This window comes from Citrobacter sp. Cu096, assembly GCF_030332285.1.
In the GTDB taxonomy this organism is placed as follows: domain Bacteria; phylum Pseudomonadota; class Gammaproteobacteria; order Enterobacterales; family Enterobacteriaceae; genus Citrobacter; species Citrobacter meridianamericanus.
The window spans coordinates 372005-392904 of record NZ_JAOWID010000022.1 but is presented as its reverse complement, the minus strand read 5'-3'; the positions used below and the strand labels follow the sequence as shown (position 1 = coordinate 392904).

General features: G+C 49.8%; 18 protein-coding genes. 11 read left to right on the top strand and 7 right to left on the bottom strand.

Annotated features, from left to right (window positions below):
• Positions 1–34: 34 nt before the first annotated feature.
• The 4 genes from OGX99_RS08540 to puuD all read right to left on the bottom strand — a co-directional run bounded on the left by OGX99_RS08540 (position 35) and on the right by puuD (position 4290).
• Entirely contained in the window at positions 35–1315 is a 1281-nt protein-coding gene (locus tag OGX99_RS08540) for an NAD(P)/FAD-dependent oxidoreductase (protein ID WP_286543184.1), read from the bottom strand.
• Positions 1316–1317: 2 nt separating this feature from the next.
• Positions 1318–2805 carry an aldehyde dehydrogenase PuuC gene (gene puuC / locus OGX99_RS08535; protein WP_210904684.1) on the bottom strand — a complete coding sequence of 496 codons (1488 nt, stop codon included), beginning with the start codon at positions 2803–2805 and terminating at the stop codon, positions 1318–1320.
• 137 nt (positions 2806–2942) lie between these two features.
• The gene (gene puuR, locus OGX99_RS08530; RefSeq protein WP_006685847.1) at positions 2943–3500 is read right to left on the bottom strand and encodes an HTH-type transcriptional regulator PuuR; all 558 of its coding nucleotides are present in this window, start codon (positions 3498–3500) and stop codon (positions 2943–2945) included.
• Positions 3501–3525: 25 nt separating this feature from the next.
• Positions 3526–4290, bottom strand: a complete 765-nt coding sequence (gene puuD, locus OGX99_RS08525) for a gamma-glutamyl-gamma-aminobutyrate hydrolase (RefSeq protein WP_151218540.1) — start codon at positions 4288–4290, stop codon at positions 3526–3528.
• 211 nt (positions 4291–4501) lie between these two features.
• On the opposite strand from puuD, the gene OGX99_RS08520 reads away from it, so the two are divergent.
• The 4 genes from OGX99_RS08520 to OGX99_RS08505 all read left to right on the top strand — a co-directional run bounded on the left by OGX99_RS08520 (position 4502) and on the right by OGX99_RS08505 (position 9216).
• Positions 4502–5920 carry a glutamine synthetase family protein gene (locus tag OGX99_RS08520; RefSeq protein WP_151218541.1) on the top strand — a complete coding sequence of 473 codons (1419 nt, stop codon included), beginning with the start codon at positions 4502–4504 and terminating at the stop codon, positions 5918–5920.
• 343 nt (positions 5921–6263) lie between these two features.
• Positions 6264–7652 (top strand): APC family permease, encoded by a 1389-nt coding sequence (locus OGX99_RS08515; protein WP_151224814.1) that lies wholly within the window; start codon positions 6264–6266, stop codon positions 7650–7652.
• Positions 7653–7820: 168 nt separating this feature from the next.
• Positions 7821–8411, top strand: a complete 591-nt coding sequence (locus tag OGX99_RS08510) for a YiiX/YebB-like N1pC/P60 family cysteine hydrolase (protein WP_187252967.1) — start codon at positions 7821–7823, stop codon at positions 8409–8411.
• A 241-nt stretch (positions 8412–8652) separates the two neighbouring features.
• Positions 8653–9216, top strand: coding sequence for a DJ-1/PfpI family protein (locus OGX99_RS08505; protein ID WP_151218544.1), 564 nt, complete (start codon positions 8653–8655; stop codon positions 9214–9216).
• Positions 9217–9264: 48 nt separating this feature from the next.
• Here OGX99_RS08505 and OGX99_RS08500 read toward each other — a convergent pair whose 3' ends face one another.
• The 3 genes from OGX99_RS08500 to OGX99_RS08490 form a co-directional block, all read right to left on the bottom strand.
• Positions 9265–10011: an SAM-dependent methyltransferase gene (locus OGX99_RS08500; protein WP_187259331.1), complete on the bottom strand. Its 747-nt coding sequence runs from the start codon at positions 10009–10011 to the stop codon at positions 9265–9267.
• A 10-nt stretch (positions 10012–10021) separates the two neighbouring features.
• Positions 10022–10279, bottom strand: a complete 258-nt coding sequence (locus OGX99_RS08495) for a YjhX family toxin (RefSeq protein WP_149334960.1) — start codon at positions 10277–10279, stop codon at positions 10022–10024.
• 115 nt (positions 10280–10394) lie between these two features.
• Positions 10395–10631 carry a hypothetical protein gene (locus OGX99_RS08490; RefSeq protein ID WP_187259332.1) on the bottom strand — a complete coding sequence of 79 codons (237 nt, stop codon included), beginning with the start codon at positions 10629–10631 and terminating at the stop codon, positions 10395–10397.
• Between the two features lie 975 nt (positions 10632–11606).
• On the opposite strand from OGX99_RS08490, the gene pepT reads away from it, so the two are divergent.
• The 7 genes from pepT to foxA all read left to right on the top strand — a co-directional run bounded on the left by pepT (position 11607) and on the right by foxA (position 20891).
• The gene (pepT, locus tag OGX99_RS08485; protein ID WP_187252965.1) at positions 11607–12863 is read left to right on the top strand and encodes a peptidase T; all 1257 of its coding nucleotides are present in this window, start codon (positions 11607–11609) and stop codon (positions 12861–12863) included.
• Complete coding sequence (gene dcuC, locus OGX99_RS08480; RefSeq protein WP_151218547.1) at positions 12860–14221, top strand: C4-dicarboxylate transporter DcuC; 1362 nt, start codon at positions 12860–12862, stop codon at positions 14219–14221. Before pepT ends, dcuC begins: the two co-directional genes overlap by 4 nt.
• Positions 14222–14746: 525 nt before the next feature.
• A complete protein-coding gene (locus OGX99_RS08475; protein WP_187252964.1) occupies positions 14747–15382 on the top strand; it encodes a DUF2913 family protein in 636 nt (211 codons plus the stop codon).
• A gap of 91 nt (positions 15383–15473) precedes the next feature.
• Positions 15474–15713 carry a hypothetical protein gene (locus tag OGX99_RS08470; RefSeq protein ID WP_151218548.1) on the top strand — a complete coding sequence of 80 codons (240 nt, stop codon included), beginning with the start codon at positions 15474–15476 and terminating at the stop codon, positions 15711–15713.
• A gap of 207 nt (positions 15714–15920) precedes the next feature.
• On the top strand, positions 15921–17480 hold the full coding sequence (locus OGX99_RS08465; RefSeq protein WP_151218549.1) for a methyl-accepting chemotaxis protein: 1560 nt from the start codon (positions 15921–15923) through the stop codon (positions 17478–17480).
• Positions 17481–17677: 197 nt separating this feature from the next.
• The gene (locus OGX99_RS08460; protein ID WP_286543181.1) at positions 17678–18661 is read left to right on the top strand and encodes a helix-turn-helix transcriptional regulator; all 984 of its coding nucleotides are present in this window, start codon (positions 17678–17680) and stop codon (positions 18659–18661) included.
• 121 nt (positions 18662–18782) lie between these two features.
• Positions 18783–20891 carry a ferrioxamine B receptor FoxA gene (gene foxA / locus OGX99_RS08455; protein ID WP_286543178.1) on the top strand — a complete coding sequence of 703 codons (2109 nt, stop codon included), beginning with the start codon at positions 18783–18785 and terminating at the stop codon, positions 20889–20891.
• Positions 20892–20900: the final 9 nt, after the last annotated feature.

Here is a 20900-nt window from a genome sequence, read left to right as displayed (position 1 = left end):
ACCACCCTGTGCGTCGGGTTTATCGCGGAAGAACTTAAACCCCAAGGCGATCGCGTAAGCTGTAATATGCCGCTCCCATGGCGGTAAACGGAATGCGCAGGCTGCGGCCTCCCGGGAACGGGTAGTGCGGCAGTTTGGCGAACGCGTCAAAACGCTCGGCATCCCCGCGCAGTAGTTCGGAAATCAGGCGTCCGGCCAGGTGAGTACAGGTCACGCCGTGGCCGCTGTAGCCCTGCATATAGTAAATGTTGCTATCAAGACGACCGAACTGCGGCATGCGCGACAGGGTTAACAGAAAATTACCGGTCCAGCGGTAATCAATCTTTACCCCCTGCAATTGCGGGAAGGTCTTCAGCAGTTTCGGCATCACCAGACGCTCAATATCGTCCGGATCGCGGGCGCCGTAGACTACGCCACCGCCGTACAGCAGGCGGTTATCGCCGGTCAGACGGTAGTAATCCAGCAGGTAGTTACAATCTTCCACACAGTAGTTTTTCGGGATCAGCGAGCGCGCCATCTCCGCCGACAGCGGTTCGGTGGTTAACACCTGCGTGCCGCATGGCATGCTGCTTTTTGCCAGCGCAGGTTCCAGTTTGTCGCCGAGGTAGGCGTTGCCCGCGACAATCACAAAACGTGCCGTAACCTGACCTTTTTCGGTGCTAACTACCGCCGGGGTGGTGTGCTGAATACGCGTCACAGGCGATTGTTCGAAGACGCGCCCACCGTTCAGACGAATGGCGTTAGCCTCGCCAATCGCCAGGTTGAGCGGATGAATATGACCACCGCTGTGGTCGAGCAGTGCCCCGACATAACGATCGCTGCTGACTTCGCGGCGAATTTCGCTGCTGTCTAACAGTTCAAGCTGCGTATTGCCGTAGCGTTCCCAGTTCGATTTCTGCTCCTCCAGCGTTTCCATCTGCTTGTGGTTCAGAGCCACAAACAGCCCGCCAGGACGATAGTCGCAGTCGATCTGATAACGTTTGATACGTTCGCGAATGATATTGCCGCCTTCAAACATCATACTGCCAAGCATTTTAGCGGCGTCCGGGCTGTAGGTGCGTTCAATGACGTCGATATCGCGACTGTAGGAGTTTACCAACTGGCCGCCGTTGCGCCCGCTGGCCCCGAAGCCAATTCGTGCGGATTCCAGTAGCACTACGTCGTAACCCATCTCTGATAAATGTAGGGCAGAGGAGAGTCCGGTATAACCGCCGCCGACGACGCAAACATCACAGCTCACCGATTCGCTAAGGGTAGGAAACGGTTCGTACTGATTGGCGCTTGCGGCGTAATAACTGCTGGTATGTTCAGTCATGATTAAGACTCCAGGGAGATCCAGATGGTTTTTAATTCGCTAAATTTTTCCAGCGCATGCAGGGATTTATCGCGTCCGTTACCGCTTTGTTTATAGCCGCCGAATGGCACGGTCATATCACCGTCGTTATAGTTGTTCACGAAGACGGAACCGGCCTTCAGGCGCCGACTCATGCGGTGCGCGCGCGACAAATCACGGGTCCAGACTGCGGCGCCCAGACCGTAGTCGCTGTCGTTGGCCAGCGCCAGAGCTTCGGCTTCACTGCTAAAACGGGTGATGACCAGTACCGGCCCGAAGATCTCATCGCGACTGACGTGGGCTTGCGGCGCGGTGTCGACAAAAATAGTCGGGCCGATGGCCGCCGGGTGTACGTGGCTGCGGCCATCCAGCGCCAGCGTGCCTTGCGCTTCACCGTCGCGAATAAAACTGTGTACGGTGTCGGCATGCGTGTTGTCGATAAGCGTGCCCATCGTGGTTTCCGGATCCAGCGGGTTGCCCGGCTGCCAGTTTTTCGCCTGTTCTTTTAAAAGCGCGATGAACTCGTCGGCAATACTCTCTTCCAGCAGCAGACGCGTACCGGCAATACAAACCTGGCCCTGGTTATAGAAAATACCTGCCGCGGCATTGGCGGCGGCTTTCGGCAGATCCGGGCAGTCAGCGAACACGATGTTGGCGCTTTTACCGCCGGCTTCCAGCCAGACGCGTTTCATATTGCTGTCGCCAGCGTCCTTGAGTAGTTGTTTGCCGGTGCGAGTCGATCCGGTAAAAGTGATCACATCGACATCCGGGTGCTGAGACAGCGCCTGGCCTGCTTCATGACCGTATCCGCTCACAACGCTGAGCACGCCATCGGGCAAACCTGCTTTTTTAGCCAGTGCGGCCAGGCGAATCGCGGTCAGCGGTGATTTCTCCGAAGGCTTGAGGATCACGCTGTTGCCCGCAGCCAATGCCGGACCTAGCTTCCAGCAGGCCAGCAGCAGGGGAAAATTCCACGGCACGATAGCCGCAATTACGCCCACCGGCTCGCGCACAATCAGCGCCAGATCGTTTACCGAGGTGGTGGCTACTTCGCCATAGACTTTATCTATCGCTTCGGCGTACCAACGGATGGCGCGCGCTGCGCCTGGAATATCATCACGCAGGCTATGGCGGATAGGTTTACCGGTGTCGAGTGTTTCCAGTAGCGCCAGCTCCTCGTGATGCTGCTCCATTAAATCCGCGAGCGTGTGCAGTACTGCTTTGCGCTCTGCGGGTGATGCTTGCGACCAGTCCCCACGTTCAAAGACGCTGCGGGCTGCGGTGACCGCGCGGTCTACATCCGCTTTTTTGCCGCGGGCGACTTTCGCCAGTGGGCGCTGTCCTGCTGGATCCTGCGTAATAAAGGTTTCGTTATCGGCGGCTGCGCAATATTCGCCGTTGATAAATAAACGGGTTTCTGGCGAATAATGGCTGGCTTTCTCACGCCAATATTTAAGATTCTGAAAGTTCATAGCTACCCCTTTTATATCAATAAGATAAAGTTCGTTGCTGATCTATTCAGGCAAAATCAGGCTGCACGATGCCCCAGGGATGTACCCTGTTAATGCGCGTTATTTAAGAAGGCCTGAGAAACTCAGGCCGGTACTAATTAGAATGTGGTGGGAGTGTGGGCACTGATGATGCGGCAGATCCCTGCCGAGGTGTTGCTGAAGCTATGGGGTATGCCGGTGTTAATGGCATAACTTTGTCCTGCAACAAGATGATACGTTTGACCGTTGATGGTCAGTATCACTTCACCTTCCAGTATTGTGCCAATCTCTTCACCCTGATGTTTAATTCTCTCCCCGGTTGTCGTGCCTGGCTGATAGGTCTCAAACATCATTGCCAGCGTACGATTCGGATTGCCGTTGTGTACCAGCTTCATGGATACTCCCTGACTTCCGATCTCAATCAAATCCTCCTGATTGATAACCACCTGCGGTTCGTCAGGCTTTTCCGGTTCCGCGAAGAACTCGGAGAGCGACAGCCCATAGACTTTCAATAGCTTTTGCAGCGTACTGATGGCAGGACTAACTTTATCCTGCTCTATGGTGCTGATGGCGCTATGCGTTAACCCAGACAGTTCGGCGGCACGACGCTGCGAAAGACCCAATTGCTGGCGGATCTCTGACAAACGTTTACCCGGCGCCAGGCCGTCATCGCTCATAATTGCATTTCCTTAACTGTAGTAGTCAGAGTCGCTGTTTTTCAGCGAGGTGGTTCTGACAAGCGGTGATAAAACCTTCAAGTAACATACGCGACAGGGCGTATTCGCTACTGTTCCATTCCGGGTGCCACTGCACGCCGAGCGCGAAAGGATGGTCTTGAACGCTGGCTGCTTCCACTAATCCGTCCTGCGAGCGTGCTTCCACGCGCAACTGCGGGCCAAGGGTTTTTGCACCCTGACCATGCAAGGAGTTAACCCAAAACGTGCTGCAACCTGGTATTAGCTGAGATAGCAATCCTCCCTGTTGAACCTGAACTTCATGAGATGGCGCATATTGCTGCTCCACCGGGAGTTCCGCATCTTCACGATGTTCCAGAAACTGTGAGTGATCGCACAGGCGACGATACAGAGTCCCGCCAGTGGCGACAACTAATTCCTGTAAGCCCCGGCAGATGGCGAAAATGGGAATGCGCCTTTCGAGCCCGGCGGTAATTAGCGCCATGCTCAGAAGATCACGCCCGGGATCGGCGTCAGACTCATCGCCATTTTCACCATAGAGGTGCGGCTGCACGTTGCTTGGGCTTCCTGGCAGGAAGATACCATCCAGTTTTGGTAACAGTGCGTTCAGTAATTCGGGTTCCGCGAGTGCATGAGGCAGCGCTATCGGTAATCCACCGGCATGTAATACCGCATTCAGGTACTTTTCTTGCAGAGTCTGGGTCTCATGACCCTTAAGCCTGTTTCTACACATCACTACACCAATAACTGGCTTGTCAAATATATTGCCCATGATCGACCTCACGTTTTGGAATAAATTATTGCCAAACGGTTCCATGTTGTGCCATTCCGTTCATTATTTTCTCAATCTAGCAGTGTAATAACCTTCTAGCAAACTTAATTTAACATTTGACAAACAATTTATTTGCATCCAGAGTCGAAGGGTGGACATTATATTTAACAGTCAAATCACAGAACAGCTTACAGGCCAACGGCGGTGAATCATGGAAACCAATATCGTAGAAGTTGAGAATTTTGTGCAGCATTCTGAAGAGAGACGAAGTAGCGCGTTTGCGCGTGAGGTTAAGCAGTATCTGGAACGCTATCCCAATACGCAGTATGTGGATGTGCTGTTAACCGATCTTAATGGGTGTTTTCGCGGTAAGCGCCTTCCGGTTGCGGGATTACATAAGTTAGAGAAAGGCTGCTATTTTCCGGCATCCGTTTTCGCGATGGATATTCTCGGCAATGTGGTCGAAGAGGCGGGATTAGGTCAGGAGCTTGGCGAGCCGGATCGGACCTGTGTACCGGTACCAGGCACATTAACCCCTTCGGCTGCCGATCCGGAATTTATTGCGCAGATGATGCTGACGATGCTGGATGAAGATGGCGCTCCCTTTGACGTTGAGCCGCGGAACGTTCTGAACCGACTCTGGCAGAAACTTCGCCAGCGCGGTCTGTTCCCCGTCGTAGCGGTAGAGCTGGAGTTCTATTTACTCGATCGTAAGCGCGATCCTGAAGGTTATCTGCAGCCGCCGTGCGCGCCGGGTACGGACGATCGTAATACTCAAAGCCAGGTTTACTCCGTTGATAACCTGAACCACTTTGCAGATGTCCTGAACGATATTGATGAACTGGCCCGTTTACAATTGATCCCGGCTGACGGTGCAGTGGCTGAAGCCTCTCCCGGGCAGTTTGAAATCAACCTCTACCATACCGATAACGTGCTCGACGCCTGCGACGATGCGCTGGCACTGAAACGCCTGGTACGGCTGGTGGCGGAGAAACACAAGATGCATGCCACGTTTATGGCAAAACCTTATGAGGAGCATGCAGGGAGCGGGATGCATATCCACATCAGCATTATGAATAATAAAGGCGAGAACGTACTGGCCGATGCGAATGGCGATGATTCTGCGTTACTTAAGCGTGCGCTTGCCGGGATGATTGATCTGATGCCCGCGTCAATGGCGCTGTTGGCGCCGAATGTGAACTCTTATCGCCGCTTCCAGCCGGGGATGTATGTTCCAACTCAGGCTTCCTGGGGGCATAACAATCGTACGGTGGCGCTGCGCATTCCTTGCGGCGATCGTGATAACCATCGGGTTGAATATCGCGTGGCGGGGGCGGATGCCAATCCGTATCTGGTAATGTCGACCATTCTGGCCGGGATCCTTCACGGTCTGGATAACGATCTGCCGTTGCAGGAAGAGGTGGAAGGTAACGGCCTGGAACAGGAAGGGTTACCGTTTCCTATCCGTCAGAGCGATGCGCTGTGGGAGTTTATGCAAAACGATCGTTTGCGCGAATTACTTGGTGAACGTTTTAGCCACGTATACCACGCCTGTAAAAACGATGAGCTGATCCAGTTTGAACGCCTGATTACCGACACGGAAATTGAGTGGATGTTGAAAAACGCCTGACTACCCTGCAGGCCATTTAAAAAGAAGTCGCATCATGCGGGCTGAGCGGAGCCAGCCCGTCAAAATTGCAGGACTACCTGCCATTTCCCGGATGTCGCGTAATGGAGCGCGGGCGACAACGGGTCTTCAGATAACCGACAGAGTTTGTGACGAGGAAATGTGATGATGCCAATGTTTAAAAACCCGCCCCGCGTGAGCATCCATGGCTCCCGCAGTAATTACGGACCACTTTTGTACCGTATGACATTAACATCTTATTTTTGGCGGTTCGCCCCGACACGACCCCGATCTGCTGTACCCACGTTTCGAACGCAGATCTGGGCGCGTAGCGGGGAGGAAAGCTATGTCGACTAATTCTTCTGCGGATCTCGCAGCCCAGCCAGGCAAAGCACAGCTGCGCAAATCTCTCAAGCTGTGGCAGGTGGTGGTGATGGGGCTGGCTTACCTCACGCCGATGACGGTGTTTGATACCTTTGGCATTGTTTCAGGTATCAGTAATGGTCATGTTCCGGCGTCCTACCTGCTGGCTCTGGCGGGTGTACTGTTTACCGCCATCAGTTACGGCAAGCTGGTACGCCAGTTTCCACAAGCCGGTTCGGCTTACACCTATGCGCAAAAAGCGATCAACCCGCATGTAGGGTTTATGGTTGGCTGGTCGTCACTGCTTGATTATCTTTTCCTGCCGATGATTAACGTTCTGCTGGCGAAAATTTACCTTTCCGCGCTGTTCCCGGGGGTTGCGCCATGGATTTGGGTGGTGGTGTTCGTGGCGATCCTCACCGCGGCAAATTTGAAAAGCGTTAATTTGGTGGCGAACTTTAATGCACTGTTTGTACTGGTGCAGGTCGCGATAATAGTGGTATTCATTTTCCTTGTGGTGCAGGGGCTGCATAAAGGCGAAGGGGTCGGCACCGTCTGGTCGCTGCAACCGTTTGTCAGTCAGAATGCGCATCTGATCCCGATTATTACCGGGGCGACCATCGTCTGCTTTTCGTTTCTCGGTTTTGATGCGGTGACGACGCTTTCAGAAGAGACGCCAGATGCCGCACGTACTATCCCGAAAGCCATTTTTCTCACCGCGCTGTACGGCGGACTGATCTTCATTGCCGCCTCGTTCTTTATGCAGTTGTTCTTCCCGGACATTAGTCGATTTAAAGATCCGGATGCAGCGCTGCCGGAGATTGCGTTGTACGTCGGCGGCAAACTGTTCCAGTCTATTTTTCTGTGTACCACCTTTGTGAATACGCTGGCATCCGGTCTGGCGTCGCATGCCAGCGTTTCGCGTCTGCTGTACGTGATGGGCCGCGATAATGTCTTTCCGGAGAAGTACTTCGGTTATGTCCATCCGAAATGGCGCACGCCTGCGCTGAACGTCATTATGGTCGGGATTGTGGCACTCTCGGCGCTGTTTTTTGACCTGGTGACCGCCACGGCGTTGATTAACTTTGGCGCGCTGGTGGCCTTTACGTTCGTTAATCTTTCCGTGTTTAACCACTTCTGGCGTCGTGAAGGACGTAAGCATACCTGGCAGGAAAAGTTGCACTATCTGGTACTGCCGATGGTCGGCGCTGCTACCGTTGCCGTACTGTGGGTGAACCTGGAGGTGACATCGCTGACGCTTGGGCTGGTGTGGGCCGGGCTAGGGCTGATTTATCTCGCGTACCTGACCGGACGCTTTCGCAAACCGCCGCCGCAGTTTGACGCTGCGAAATCTGAGCGCGCCTGGGAGTGATAGAAATAACATTCAGCTAAATGTCCCTTCGGGCGTAAACCACAGGGCGTGCCGTCAGGGACGCCCTCAGCTGTAAAAAGAGTTCGGGCCTCGTAAATTCTTCGTAGAGAGATATGGCACCAGGTTGGATAAGCTTTTAATGCCACCCTTTTTCTCTTCGAGGTTCATATGCCAAAGCATATTGATTTAGCACAAGTCAAAGCGATGAAAGTGGTTAATTATGCCACGTTGCGTGAAACGCTAAAATCAGGTGACCTTTTTTTCGCCTCCGGAGACTACCTGGTATCAAAAGCAATTGAAAAGGTGACGGATTCGCCATGGAGCCATGTGGGGATTGTTTTTGTTTTACCGCAAATAGATCGCGTGTTGCTCCTGGAAAGCGTGGAAGATATGGGGGTACGACTCGCTCCATTATCAAAATATCTATCTGATTATGATGATATTGGAAAACCTTATAAAGGCCGGGTTGTTCTTGCTCGATATGATACGTTGGCTAAATCTGCCGTTGAGCAAATAGCCGCTTTTGGTCTTAATGAGCTAACCCGCCCATATGATAAAGAAGAAATAGCACGCATCCTTGCGAGGATCGCACTTGGGAAAGGAAAAGCGAAAAAGGACAGGGAGTACATTTGCTCTGAACTCGTCTACGCTTGCTTCAACAATGCCGGAGTTAACATTGCATATAATCCGAAAGGATTTATTAGCCCTGAGGATGTATGGCAGGATTCTCATATTTCTTTGATAAATAGAATATTGTAAAGGCCGCCATTATTCAGAATAGTATCTAATAGTGGTGCAATCACGGCATCATTACAGAGATTAAAATGGGTTCAGCCGGCGGTGAATCATCACATGCCTATATCGGAGGGACAAGGATAACTACTTTCAGACGTCGGGTGACGGTGTTTTCTGCTGTATTTATTAATGCCGTGAGACGTGTGGGCTATAGTAAAGGAGGCCGTTATTTCTCATCATTAATAACCGGGAGTAGGGGATACGAATGAAGAAGATACTGATGCTGGTCGGGGATTATGTCGAAGATTATGAAACGATGGTGCCTTTTCAGGCGTTGCAAATGCTGGGCCATCGTGTTGATGCCGTCTGTCCGGATAAAAGTCAGGGTGATTACGTTCAAACTGCTATTCATGATTTTGATGGGGCGCAGACCTACAGTGAAAAGCCCGGGCATCGTTTCACGTTGAACGCGAATTTCTCTGACGCGCGGGCGGTAGATTACGACGCGCTGCTAATCCCCGGTGGGCGAGCACCAGAATATCTCCGACTCAATCCGGATGTCATTAAACTGGTGCAAGATTTCAATGCTGCTGATAAACCCATCGCTGCAGTTTGTCATGGACCTCAGCTGTTAGCTGCTGCGGGGGTGTTAGAAAATCGGACCTGTAGCGCCTATCCGGCTTGTGCGCCAGAAGTTCGTTTGAGCGGCGGACATTACGCAGATATTGGCATTGATCAGGCCCACGTTGATGGCAATCTGATTACCGCGCCTGCATGGCCAGCGCATCCGCAATGGCTGGCTAAATTTGTGGAAGTATTAATGAAGTAAGCGATGAGAAAGTCGGTATAACCCGTCCGGCTATACCGACTGCGCATATTACCTCTGCATGAGGGCGAACACGCCCCAACCAATGTATTCCCGGGTGAAGGCAACGTGGCGTTCTGGTGAACTTCTCAGTTGCTCTGTAACTTCTGGGGCAAATTCATCGTCCGGGTTTGCCTCCAGCCACCGGCGCATCGTCAGCCACTTTGCCGCCTCGTATCTGTCCCAACCTTCCTGGTCAGCCAGTACCATTTCAACCATGTCGTAACCGAGCAGGCCGAAAGACGAAACGAGTTCAGGCAGAGAAAGAAAATCAGTCATCGCAGTAGCGCCGCAGGCCTGGGCAATCTTCTCCGTTGCGGGGATCTGACGCCAGTACGGTTCGCCGATGAGCATGATCCCGCCTGGTTTGAGGCTCTGCTTCAATTGTTGGACCGTTCCGGCGACGCCACCGCCAATCCAGGTCGCGCCAATGCAGGCGGCGATATCAAATTTTTCTTCGGCAATATACCCCGTTGCATCGGCATGAATAAAACGCACGTGCTCAGTGACGCCCAACTCCCTGGAGCGCAGGGTAGCTTGCTCACTGAACAGCAGACTCATGTCGATACCCAAGCCGGAAATACCGTGATCGCGTGCCCAGGTGCACAACATCTCACCCGAACCGCTACCGAGATCCAGAATGCGGGTGCCCGGGGGCATCCGTAAAACCCGACCTAACGTAGCGTATTTCTGCGCGGTGAACGGGTTATGGATGCGATGTGCGCTTTCGCTGATAGTAAAAATCTTCGGGATATCCATTTCTCTCTCCTTAGCGATTATCCAGTTGGGCGCGAACGTTGTTCAGCCCGGTAGTATTGATACGGTAGGGCTGACCATTGACGGATTTGATCAGTTTTTTGGTTCTGAGCTTTTTGAATACGTCAAGGGTACAGTCGCAGAGCAGCAGCCCTTCGCGGCTATAGCATTCGACAGAAGTTACGCGGCCTGAGGCATCACGGACGTGAACAATACGGCCCCCTTTGGCGAGAACGTGTAAAGTACGTTGTTCCTGACGGGATAAATTCATACTGGAAAACCTGTTTAATCATCATGTGCAAAACGTGCAAACACACAACGGTGTCCGCATTCGAATTCGGCGCATTGATAACCAGTCCGGCCTGAAAAGGTCGGGAAGCTGATTATCAGATGATTACATTCTCCAGCATCAAAGCCTCGGGTTGAGTTGAAAGGTATTTACCTGCTGAATCATACCAGCAAGGAACTTCAGGGGAAAACCCCTTTTGGAGTAAGTGTGATCTGTAACGAGAAATTGTATTTCTTTTATTTACTAACTTTTTAATTCTCGTTAAGTGAAAACGCATTGATTCATTAAAGTAATTTAATGTTCCATTATCACCAGTAACGTTATCGGTAGCCATGCAGCATTGTTGCTTTTATCCGTATTACATCATTGATTAGTTTGATTTAATCTTCTTGTTGGTTGTTTAAACACTTTGATAAATACTCCTGTATTATAATTGTAGCTTTAAATCAAATTTTCAATTTGATGGTTTTGGGAATTTTCTTAACGTGGCTAAGTGTGTATACTCGATCCTGCAAGAAGCTCTTCTGTTATCATTAAAACTATAAGTATGTCCTTGACACCCGTATTGCCTCTGCCCTGAATCTCTTCTCGGGGGAGAGGTTTTTTTTGCCTGGGTGTTATTTGGTTAATTACCATAAATAGAAACCTAAATATTAATGTTATTAATATTTAAGTTTTGTTTTCTTAATTATGACGATGCTGTTTTGTCGAAGTCTACGGCTGTGTTGTAATCGTATTACTCTGAAGCTATTTCGTACTGAAATAGTATAAATGTAACTATGTTTGTATGGGTATTATATAGTTTTTCTTATAACTGCCTTTTTTTCAGTGCGATAGAAGTTTTTTGCTTTTGAGGTAATTGTGATTTTGTTCACGGATTTTAGTGTGCTAAGTGGCTATTTGTAGAGAGGTGCAAACGGTTGCATGTAGCTGATACAGTATTTGTTCATTAAAAAAATATAGCGATAGTATGTCTTGTGCCAATACAGAACACAGGAATCTAAATGATTTCTATTATCTCTTAGGTTAGGCATACTGTTTATGACTTCTGTTAGCTTAACGCCATGGGAAATAGCAGTAAAAACAGACAGGGAATATGATTTTATCAATCAGAAAGGAGTTTTATAATCACAGGTATAATTACTGGCCTTTTTTATCTTCCTTTACATAAATCGTTGTCGTAATGCCCATAAAATCAGCGTTCCAGGATGAACGCTGATTTTATTTGGTTTCAGATAATTCAACCCGCGCTGCATGCCGAACACCTCTCGCAGTACCTCGTAAATGACAAATTAAAGGATCTCCAGGAATGGATATTGTTGAACGTTTTATTAACTACACGAAAATCAATACCACGACGTCACGGGAAAACGGCGCTAATGGGATAATGCCTTCTTCTCCCGGTCAAATGGAACTGGCAAAACTGCTTGCAGCAGAACTTGAAGCATTAGGAATGGAAAACATTAAGGTCAGGGATACCGCTATTGTGACGGCAACCCTACCAGCAAATACCGACGACACAATTCCGGTCGTCTCCTTTTTTGGTCATCTGGATACCAGTGCGGAACAAACCGCAGACACCAAAGCACAGCGCCTGCATTATCTCGGTGGGGATTTATGCCTGAACAAAGCGCTGAATATTTACCTGCGCGAAAGTGAATTCCCGGAACTGAAAAATTATATCGGTGATGACCTGCTGGTGACCGACGGGACCAGTCTGTTAGGTGCTGATGATAAAGCCGCCATCGCTGCGATCATGAATGCTCTTGCGTATCTGGTCGCTCACCCGGAGATTAAACATGGGCCGGTAAAAGTGGGGTTTGTCCCGGATGAGGAGCAGGGCTTGCGTGGCGCAAAAGCGTTTGATGTTGCCACGTTTGGCGCTGATTTTGGCTATACCCTGGACTGCTGCGGTATCGGTGAGTTTGTTTACGAGAACTGGAATGCGGGTGATGCGGAAATCATCTTTACCGGCCAGTCCGCACACCCAATGTCGGCCAAAGGTAAGCTGAAGAACTCGCTGCTGATGGCGCATAAGTTTATTTCCATGCTACCCGGGGGAGAAGCGCCTGAGTATACGGAAGGGCGCGAAGGTTATTACTGGGTAAAACAGCTGCAGGGGAACAGTGCCCGCACGGTACTTAAGCTGGATATCCGCGATTTCAGTGAAGAAGGTTATAAGGCACGGATGGCGTTTATCCGCCAGCTTGCCGTCAGCACCTGTGCGCTGTGGGGAGAAAACAGCGTGGTCTGTCATTTAGCCGATCGCTATCAGAATGTGTTTAATAGCCTACAAGGTGATGCGCGTTATCCGATTGATATTGCATTACGCGCTTATCAGAAATGCGGCATAACGCCAACCCCTGTCGCCATGCGTGGCGGATATGATGGTGCCGTGTTGTCGCAGAAAGGGTTGCCATGCCCAAATATTTTCACCGGTGCTCATAACTTCCATTCAATTTATGAGTATTTGCCGGTGCGTTCCCTTCGGGCTGCCAGTGATGTTGTGGTGGCTGTCATTGAGGAAACTTATGCTGAGTTCGCGCAGCGGGGAACCCAGCCATGATTCAGGTGTTAATAGCGCTACTGGTTATCGTGGTGGTCGCGCGTCTGATTCTGAAAGGTTATCGCGCTGAGCCCGTACTATTCATTGCAGGCTTAGTCCTGATGATTTGCACCGCGTTAACCGGATGGGGTTCCGTATTACCGAAGGGCGTTGCCAGTACGGGAATTTCATTTCTCGATCCTTTTGAGGTGATGCGCGATCTCTTCAGCACGCGCGCCGCCGATCTCGGTCTGATGATCATGGCGTTAATGGGATTTGCGCATTACATGGATCATATCGGCGCAAATGAAGCGGTCGTGCGTGTCGTCACGAAACCCTTACGGGCGCTGCGTTCACCCTATGTGCTGCTCTTTTTCTCCTACCTGCTCGCCAGCCTTCTGCAACTGGCCATTCCTTCAGCAACCGGGCTTGCCGTATTGCTGATGGGGACGATGTTCCCCATTATGCTGGGATTAGGCCTCTCAGCAGCCTCAGCTGCCGGGGTCATTGCGACTTCGCTTGGCGTGGCATACACCCCGACGGCAATCGATGCTATCAGGGGGTCTAAAGCGGTGAACATGGATGTGGTGGAATATGTTGTCTACCACCAGGGACCCGCCGCGCTGGCTACGGTTCTGGTCGTCGGGGTATGTCATTTTTTCTGGCAGCGGCATTGCGACCGTAAAGCAGGGACGTTACCGCGGGAAATAGGGAGCGCTGAGGTGACTGACTCAGGAAAAGCCCCTGCTTTTTACGCACTGCTCCCCATGCTTCCGATACTGATGGCTGTGGGATCATCCGAAATGTTCGTCAGGGGGATTAACCTGAATATCATCACTATTGTCCTTATTTCAATGACCATTTGTATGCTGATTGAATGGATTCGAGTGCGTGATTTAAAGTCGGTATGCGAAGGGTTCAGCCATTTCCTCAAAGGAATGGGGACCGCGTTTACCGGTGTGGTTGGACTGCTAGTTGCTGCAGGGGTTTTTGCTCACGGCATCAAAGTAATCGGTGCGATCGATCAACTCATTCTGATGGCAGAACACGTGGGATTACCGCCGTTTGCTATGGCGGTGGTGTTTGCGCTGGTGACGCTGGCCGCGGCTATCATTATGGGCTCGGGGAATGCACCATTCCTCGCCTTTGTTGAGCTCATTCCGCAAATCGCCGCCAGCATGGGCGCTAACGCCGTTGCTATGATCCTGCCGATGCAGCAGGCGTCGCATATGGGCCGGGCAATTTCGCCGGTTTCCGGCGTGGTGATTGCCGTTTCCAGTGGGGCGAAAATAACCCCATTCGATGTGGTAAAGCGTACTGCCGTACCGTTGATTGTGGGGTTTGTGACTCACACCCTGATCATCGGTATTTTCTATTAACGGTATCTGAGACAAGCCAACCTCCTGTGCATCGACTCGGGGGGGGCTTTTTTGTATTGGACGAAATTAAAAGCGTTAATATTACTGATACCTCTTTAAAAAAAACGGCCTGTGGCCGCGAGGCTATCCGTTGCGTTGCGTAGGCAAAAATGTGATTTCATCAGGATATTTAAAGTCTGTTTTGTGTTGAAAGGGGGGATTTCCTGGAATGTCAGGCGGAACATGCCAGGATATTTCCTCAAATCAGCAATTTTTGAAATTTTATGATAATCATATTGCTAACGAAAGGCGGAGTTGATAACTGGTAAGTATTATTAGTTTTTGTCTTTATTATATAATTCTTATTATTTATTGCTGAACCACACTGTCATCAATGATTAATAAGAATAATGTATTGAAATTGCATTTTTATTACATAGTGATAATTTAATCTGGATCATATTTTGATGTTTTTAGTTGTAGTAATTTTTCAAATGGAATAATGCAATGTTTACATGTATCAATGATTTATTTGGGCAGGTTTAAGTGGTAAGGGATTCAGGAAAAGTTAGTACGTTACGACACCATTATCAGGATGATCTTGAAGCATTTACCTGGAGTGCATTAGTCGCAATTGGTATCGCAATACAGGACCGCAAGATTCACTCTAAAATGTCAGAGCATCTTTTTATTATGCAATGGCTGGCGATCGCTAAAAAAAGAAAGCTCTTCTCAAGGAACGTCGTCAATGAACTTCAATGGTTAATTGATGAAGGAAAGAAAAAAAGTCTCAATGCGCAACTTAAATTTAAAATAGAATATCTATACTCAACGTCGAGTGGTGATGTATCGATGCAAAATGACTACTTTAAGTTTACTCATTCGATTGAGGTATTGAGAAATAATGGCTGGGAAAGCTTTCTGCTTACGCCAGAGAAGTGGCGTGATCTGCATGAAAAGATTAAAGTAAGAGCAGGTGATTTTATTTTTATGGATGACACACGGCTTCAGGAGTGTTTTGGCGTACAGGGTGAGATTGTCAAACCATTCTGTATCCGGGTATATGGTGATGTTGAGTTTGCCAAGTTAACTTTCATTAAACATAACCTTCCGGCTGAGTTTGTAAAGCACATTTCAAATGAATTTTATCACTTCCATTTTCTTTTGGTAAGTAATGCTTAACTGAAGAAATGAGCAGTGTGCTGTTAATTAAAACATTGTGTTGATCAACATGTGAGATTATCGGATATAAACCACGTTCCAGGGATAGCGAATGTTTACTCGAAAGTTAGTGATTACCAGCGAATGGATAAGGTTATCTGATATTCCAGACAGCGTGTCCATTTCTTTTCGCGGAGTTCTCGAGATAGCTGAAAGCACAGGCGCGCCAGAAGCCAGTACACCTTTGTTACGTTTAGAAAATGAAATGGCGCAGATCGTTGTTGATTCGTTGTCCTGGGTGCGGGCGCCCGTCGATTATCAGGAAGAGGTTACCGTTCATATCTATAAGTAATATTAATGTTGAATGGTTTTGGCCTTATTATTGCCGATACAAAAGGGTGGCTGTTAATCGCAGTATGTACACCTGTGTAATTAATTTATTACGTGAGAATGAATGCGGAAACTTTCTAATAATTAACCATTTTACAGGTTAAGATATTGCGTGATGTGTCGATAACTATTAAGTCGCAGATGACTTTATTGTTATGGAGATGTTTAAATGTTAAAGGATATGAGAATTAAAACCAGCCTGTTATTATTGCTGTTGCTATTTACTTTCATGCAGTTTTTTTCCAATGGATTTGAGTTGGTAGATCTCAAAGGAAATCAAAAAAACACCTTGTTACTACATAATATCATTAAGGAGCAGGATACACTGCATAATGTCGTTGAGGCTGTTTATAAAGTAAGAAGCGTGCTTGATAATATTCAACAACATAATCCGACTGATGTCCAACAGACATTACAACAGGTGCAAGATCAGCTGGCGTATGCCAGAAAACAGTTCGATGTTTTCTGGGGGATTCCTGGCTTGACTGCTGACGATCCGCAAATCGGTAAAATTATCAGAACGGCTTTTGAGCAACAAATGGATGCTGAACAAAAGTCTGTTGATAAATTAAACGTGACGCTTTCCAGCAATAGTGTGATTAATACACAAGAAAATGCTAATGCAGAACTGCTCGCGGCCCGCAAAAATTTTGATAACGAAGTGACGAATTATTACCAGTCAACAATGCTGATTGGTGAGAAGATCGTTGCACAAACACACGTTCAGTTTAATAACTCAATCCTGAAGGTATCGGTGATCCTGGTCATTACGGTGCTTATCTTCTTTATTTGTAACTTCTGGTTGAACCGGACCATCATTCAGCCTTTAAAAATCGTATCTGAGCATTTTGAGCGGATTGGTAAAGGTGATTTAAGCCATCCTGTCAAGGTGTCGGGTAACAATGAAATCGGGGTATTGTGCTTAAATTTGCATAATATGCAAAACGGCCTGCGGGAGACTGTCAGCACTATTCGTGATGGTGTTGAATCGATTAATGTCGGTATGCAGGAAATTGCTTCCGGTAATTCCGATTTATCAACCCGTACGGAACAACAGGCTGCGGCAGTGGTGGAAACGGCAGCCAGTATGGAGCAGATTTCAGTTACCACAAAAAATAATACGGATAAGTCACATCAGGCATCCGTCATGACCAGTGAAAGTACGGAAATGGCATTGCGTGGTGAGCGTTTAATGAGCGATATGGTTGAGAAAATTCACCTGATCAGCCGAAATGCGCAAGGCGTGAACGAAATATCCAATGTTATTGATAGTATTGCTTTTCAAACCAATATCCTGGCATTAAACGCGGCGGTGGAAGCTGCACGCGCGGGTGAGTCCGGGCGTGGGTTTGCCGTAGTGGCGAGTGAAGTCCGAACCCTTGCGCAGCGCAGCGCCTCCTCGGCGAAAGAGATCAGTGAACTGGTTGCCAAAGCGGCAATTAGCGTCAAAGAAGGGGTGGAAATAGCCGAAAATAGTGGCGCCATGATGGCGGATATTGCGAAGGCAATACGCAACATTAATGTACTAATGGAAGATATATCCGGAGCATCAGGGGAACAAAGTCGCGGCATAGAGCAGATCCGTGTTGCCGTGACTCAAATGGAGCAGGTGACCCAGCAAAATGCCTCGTTAGTGGAAGAAATTGCTGCGACGACTGGCAGCGTGGAAGAACAATCGGCAATGTTATCTGAGGCGGTGGCTGTGTTCCAGGTGGAAGAAAAATCGTAGCATAGTATTCAAGACGTTAACCAGGCACTGCTCATCTCATCAGTGGGTTATTCAGCCTGATGAGATGGCTGGCTACTGAGAAACTTTTTATCACTTAATTGATAATGGTTCTCATTATTATTGTTGTGTTCTGCGCGGAATGGTAATGTTGCTATCAGTCATAAACCATTAATCCCATTTTCTGTGCAGAAGAGAGCATGAACAACACCACCGGCCAAAATACATCCGCACGCCTGACACGTACCTACTCCGTCAGTGAATTTATGGATTTTGGTGAGCGCTACGGAATTGATTACCGCTTTCCGCAACTGTCACAAAAGCCAGCTTTACTTCACTCTAGTCCCGTACTGCAGGGGAATGTCGAAGAGATGACATTACCCTGCGGAATGTGCGTCACCCACTCTGATGTCCAGGTGCTGCAACCCTACGAAACCACCTCCCGTCATAGTAGCCCTCTGTATATGCTGGTGGTGCTGGAAGGCTGTGTGATCCTGACGATCAACGGGCTGGAACACGTGGTGCGCTCCGGGATGGCGTTTAGCTCGCGCCTTAGCGAACACCAGACCATGAATGCCCGTCACGCTGCGCACTGCAAACTGCGTACGTTATCGCTGGGGCTGTATCCTGATGGCGCGTGGCGTACGGGATTGCTGGAGGCGTTGATGCGCGAGTGGGAAAGATGCCTGACGCCGACGCTTATCTGGCAGGTGCCGGGTTTTTTGCTTAGCGGATTACAGTATGCCCAGCAAAGTACGCTCAGCTATGTTTCTCGCCAACTGATGCTGGAAGGGCTAATTCTGCAGTTGTTTGGCCACGGCCTCAGCATTTGTCAGCTGGAGAGCGGTAAGCGCCAGGCCGCCAGCAGCGAACAGCAGCGCCTCGAGATCGTGCGCCGACTGCTGGAGCTGAGTCCCGAGAATGACTACACCCTCAGCGCACTGGCCCAACGCGCAGCGATGAGTCCCAGCAGCCTGCGCAGCAAGTTCCGTGCGGCGTATGGCTGTTCCGTCTTTGACCACCTGCGCGATTGCCGTCTGGAACGTGCGCGCGGATATTTATTGGAAGGATACAGCGTACAGCAGGCGGCCTGGATGTCGGGTTATCAGCACGCGACTAACTTCTCTACCGCTTTTCGTCGTCGTTACGGCTTTTCGCCGGGCGATATGCTCAAACTTTGCTAATCCATTTTTGCGTTTTGCGCACGTTTCTGCCTGACAATTTGGCACTGCGCATAGGCAACCTGGCATCCGGCATAGCTATCTCTGCCAGCAAAAAGGTAATAATTCTCACTTACAATTAGACATGCCTTGGGAGATATTCATGTTCGCGAAGACTCGGTTGGCGCTGATGGTGGGATGGGTGACCGGTAGCGTAGCTTTTCCTCTGCTGGCGCAGGAAACAACAAAAAACGATACAGTGGTGGTTACCTCGCAAATGCAGAGCGGAGCCACCAAACTTGCCACGCCGGATATTGAAACCCCACAGTCGGTGTCAATTATTACTCGCGAACAGTTTGAAGAGCAGGGCGCTACCAGCGTGCGTCAGGCCGTCAGCTACACGCCAGGGGTGTACAGCAACCAAATTGGCGCCTCTAACCGTTTTGATTACATCGTACTGCGCGGTTTCTCCGACGGTAGCCTGGACAACGTTTATCTCGACGGCCTCAAGATGATGGGCGACACCAATTCGCACAGCTCGTTGGTGGTCGATCCGTGGTTCCTTGAAGATATCGAAGTGGTACGCGGCCCGGCTTCCGTACTGTATGGCCGTTCCTCTCCGGGCGGTATTGTGGCGCTGACATCACGTAAGCCGTCGTTTGATGCGGGCGGAGAAGTGAAGCTGTTTGCCGGCAACAACAACCAGCGCGGCGCGGCGTTTGACGTTACCGGGGCGCTGGATGATAACGATCGCGTCGCCGCACGAGTGAGTGGAATGACGCGTTATGCGGACTCGCAGTTTGGTCCCTTGAAGGAAGAACGTTACGCGCTGATGCCGAGCCTCACCTGGCGCATCACCGATCAAACGCGTCTGGATCTGATGGCCTATCTGCACCGTGACCCCGAAGGTGGTAGCCACTCCGGTTTGCCGTATGACGGTACCGTGGTTCCACATTACGGCCAAAAGATCTCCAACACCTTTTATGAAGGCGAGGATGATTACGATAAATACGATCGTCGCGAAAACATGGTGGGCTACAACATTGAGCACTTGTTCGACAGCGGCTGGTCGGTACGGCAAAAGCTGCGCTATCTGCATACCGACGTTGAACTGAACCAGGTGTATGCGGCAGGCTGGCTGAATGAAGCCGAGCTTAATCGCGGCTACTCCGGTTCTGATGAAAAAATGTCGGCGATTACGCTGGATAACCAGCTCGATGGCAGCTTTGATACCTGGCAGGTTAACCACCGTCTGCTGGTGGGGATCGACTATCAGGATCGCAGTAACAATACCACCGGCTACTACGGGGCGTTTCCGCCGATTGATGCCTTTAATCCGGTGTATGGTGCAAAGCCTGAGTACATCAACATGTATGCGCGTGAGAAGCACAAACTACGTCAGACGGGCTACTATTTGCAGGATCAGATGTCATGGGATCGCTGGCGTATTACGCTCGGTGGTCGTTACGATCAAGTCAGCGTATCTAACATTGATAAGCAAAACGATACCCGCAGCGACCTGGATAAAAACAACTTCAGCACCCGCGCCGCGCTGCTTTATCTGTTCGATAATGGTTTTGCACCGTACGTGAGTTATTCCACTGCCTTTACGCCAACCAGCTTTGCTGATGAGAACGGGAATCTGCTGGACCCGATGAAAGGTAAGCAGTGGGAAGCCGGCCTGAAATATGAGCCGGAGGGACTCAACAGCCAGTTTAGCGCGTCGGTGTTCCGTATCAATCAAACCAATATCGCCACCAAAGAAGAACCGACCGATCCGTATCGCTCGATTGGGGAAATTGAGTCTGAAGGGATAGAACTGGAGGCGATTAGCCAACTGACGGAGAGTTTCCGTCTGCAGGCGGCATATACCTATACCGATATTCGTTATAAGAAAAGCAGCCCGGCAGAGCAGGGCAAGCGCGCGGTATACGCGCCGCGTAATCAGGCCAGTACCTGGCTGAGTTACGATGTAAAAAGCGGCCCGCTGAACGGTTTGACGCTGGGCACAGGTGTGCGTTACGTCAACGGTATTACCAGCGACCGCCTGAATACTCACACCCTGCCTTCCTACACGCTGGTGGATATGGCGGTTGGCTACGACTTAACGAGTATTGGTATTAAAGGTTGGAGCGCGCAGTTGAACGTCAACAATCTGACCGACAAGCGTTACGTTGCGGCCTGTAATTCGCTCTCATACTGTTATTTCGGCGCCGAGCGTAGCATTGTCGGTAGCGTGTCCTGGAAATTCTGATGCTTCAGC

Excerpts from the sequence above, each read along its gene's own strand:
- OGX99_RS08540 (WP_286543184.1), bottom strand. The coding sequence starts at position 1,315 with ATGACTGAACATACCAGCAGTTATTACGCCGCAAGCGCCAATCAGTAC.
- puuC (WP_210904684.1), bottom strand. The coding sequence starts at position 2,805 with ATGAACTTTCAGAATCTTAAATATTGGCGTGAGAAAGCCAGCCATTAT.
- puuR (WP_006685847.1), bottom strand. The coding sequence starts at position 3,500 with ATGAGCGATGACGGCCTGGCGCCGGGTAAACGTTTGTCAGAGATCCGC.
- puuD (WP_151218540.1), bottom strand. The coding sequence starts at position 4,290 with ATGGGCAATATATTTGACAAGCCAGTTATTGGTGTAGTGATGTGTAGA.
- OGX99_RS08520 (WP_151218541.1), top strand. The coding sequence starts at position 4,502 with ATGGAAACCAATATCGTAGAAGTTGAGAATTTTGTGCAGCATTCTGAA.
- OGX99_RS08515 (WP_151224814.1), top strand. The coding sequence starts at position 6,264 with ATGTCGACTAATTCTTCTGCGGATCTCGCAGCCCAGCCAGGCAAAGCA.
- OGX99_RS08510 (WP_187252967.1), top strand. The coding sequence starts at position 7,821 with ATGCCAAAGCATATTGATTTAGCACAAGTCAAAGCGATGAAAGTGGTT.
- OGX99_RS08505 (WP_151218544.1), top strand. The coding sequence starts at position 8,653 with ATGAAGAAGATACTGATGCTGGTCGGGGATTATGTCGAAGATTATGAA.
- OGX99_RS08500 (WP_187259331.1), bottom strand. The coding sequence starts at position 10,011 with ATGGATATCCCGAAGATTTTTACTATCAGCGAAAGCGCACATCGCATC.
- OGX99_RS08495 (WP_149334960.1), bottom strand. The coding sequence starts at position 10,279 with ATGAATTTATCCCGTCAGGAACAACGTACTTTACACGTTCTCGCCAAA.
- OGX99_RS08490 (WP_187259332.1), bottom strand. The coding sequence starts at position 10,631 with ATGGCTACCGATAACGTTACTGGTGATAATGGAACATTAAATTACTTT.
- pepT (WP_187252965.1), top strand. The coding sequence starts at position 11,607 with ATGGATATTGTTGAACGTTTTATTAACTACACGAAAATCAATACCACG.
- dcuC (WP_151218547.1), top strand. The coding sequence starts at position 12,860 with ATGATTCAGGTGTTAATAGCGCTACTGGTTATCGTGGTGGTCGCGCGT.
- OGX99_RS08470 (WP_151218548.1), top strand. The coding sequence starts at position 15,474 with ATGTTTACTCGAAAGTTAGTGATTACCAGCGAATGGATAAGGTTATCT.
- OGX99_RS08465 (WP_151218549.1), top strand. The coding sequence starts at position 15,921 with ATGTTAAAGGATATGAGAATTAAAACCAGCCTGTTATTATTGCTGTTG.
- OGX99_RS08460 (WP_286543181.1), top strand. The coding sequence starts at position 17,678 with ATGAACAACACCACCGGCCAAAATACATCCGCACGCCTGACACGTACC.
- foxA (WP_286543178.1), top strand. The coding sequence starts at position 18,783 with ATGCCTTGGGAGATATTCATGTTCGCGAAGACTCGGTTGGCGCTGATG.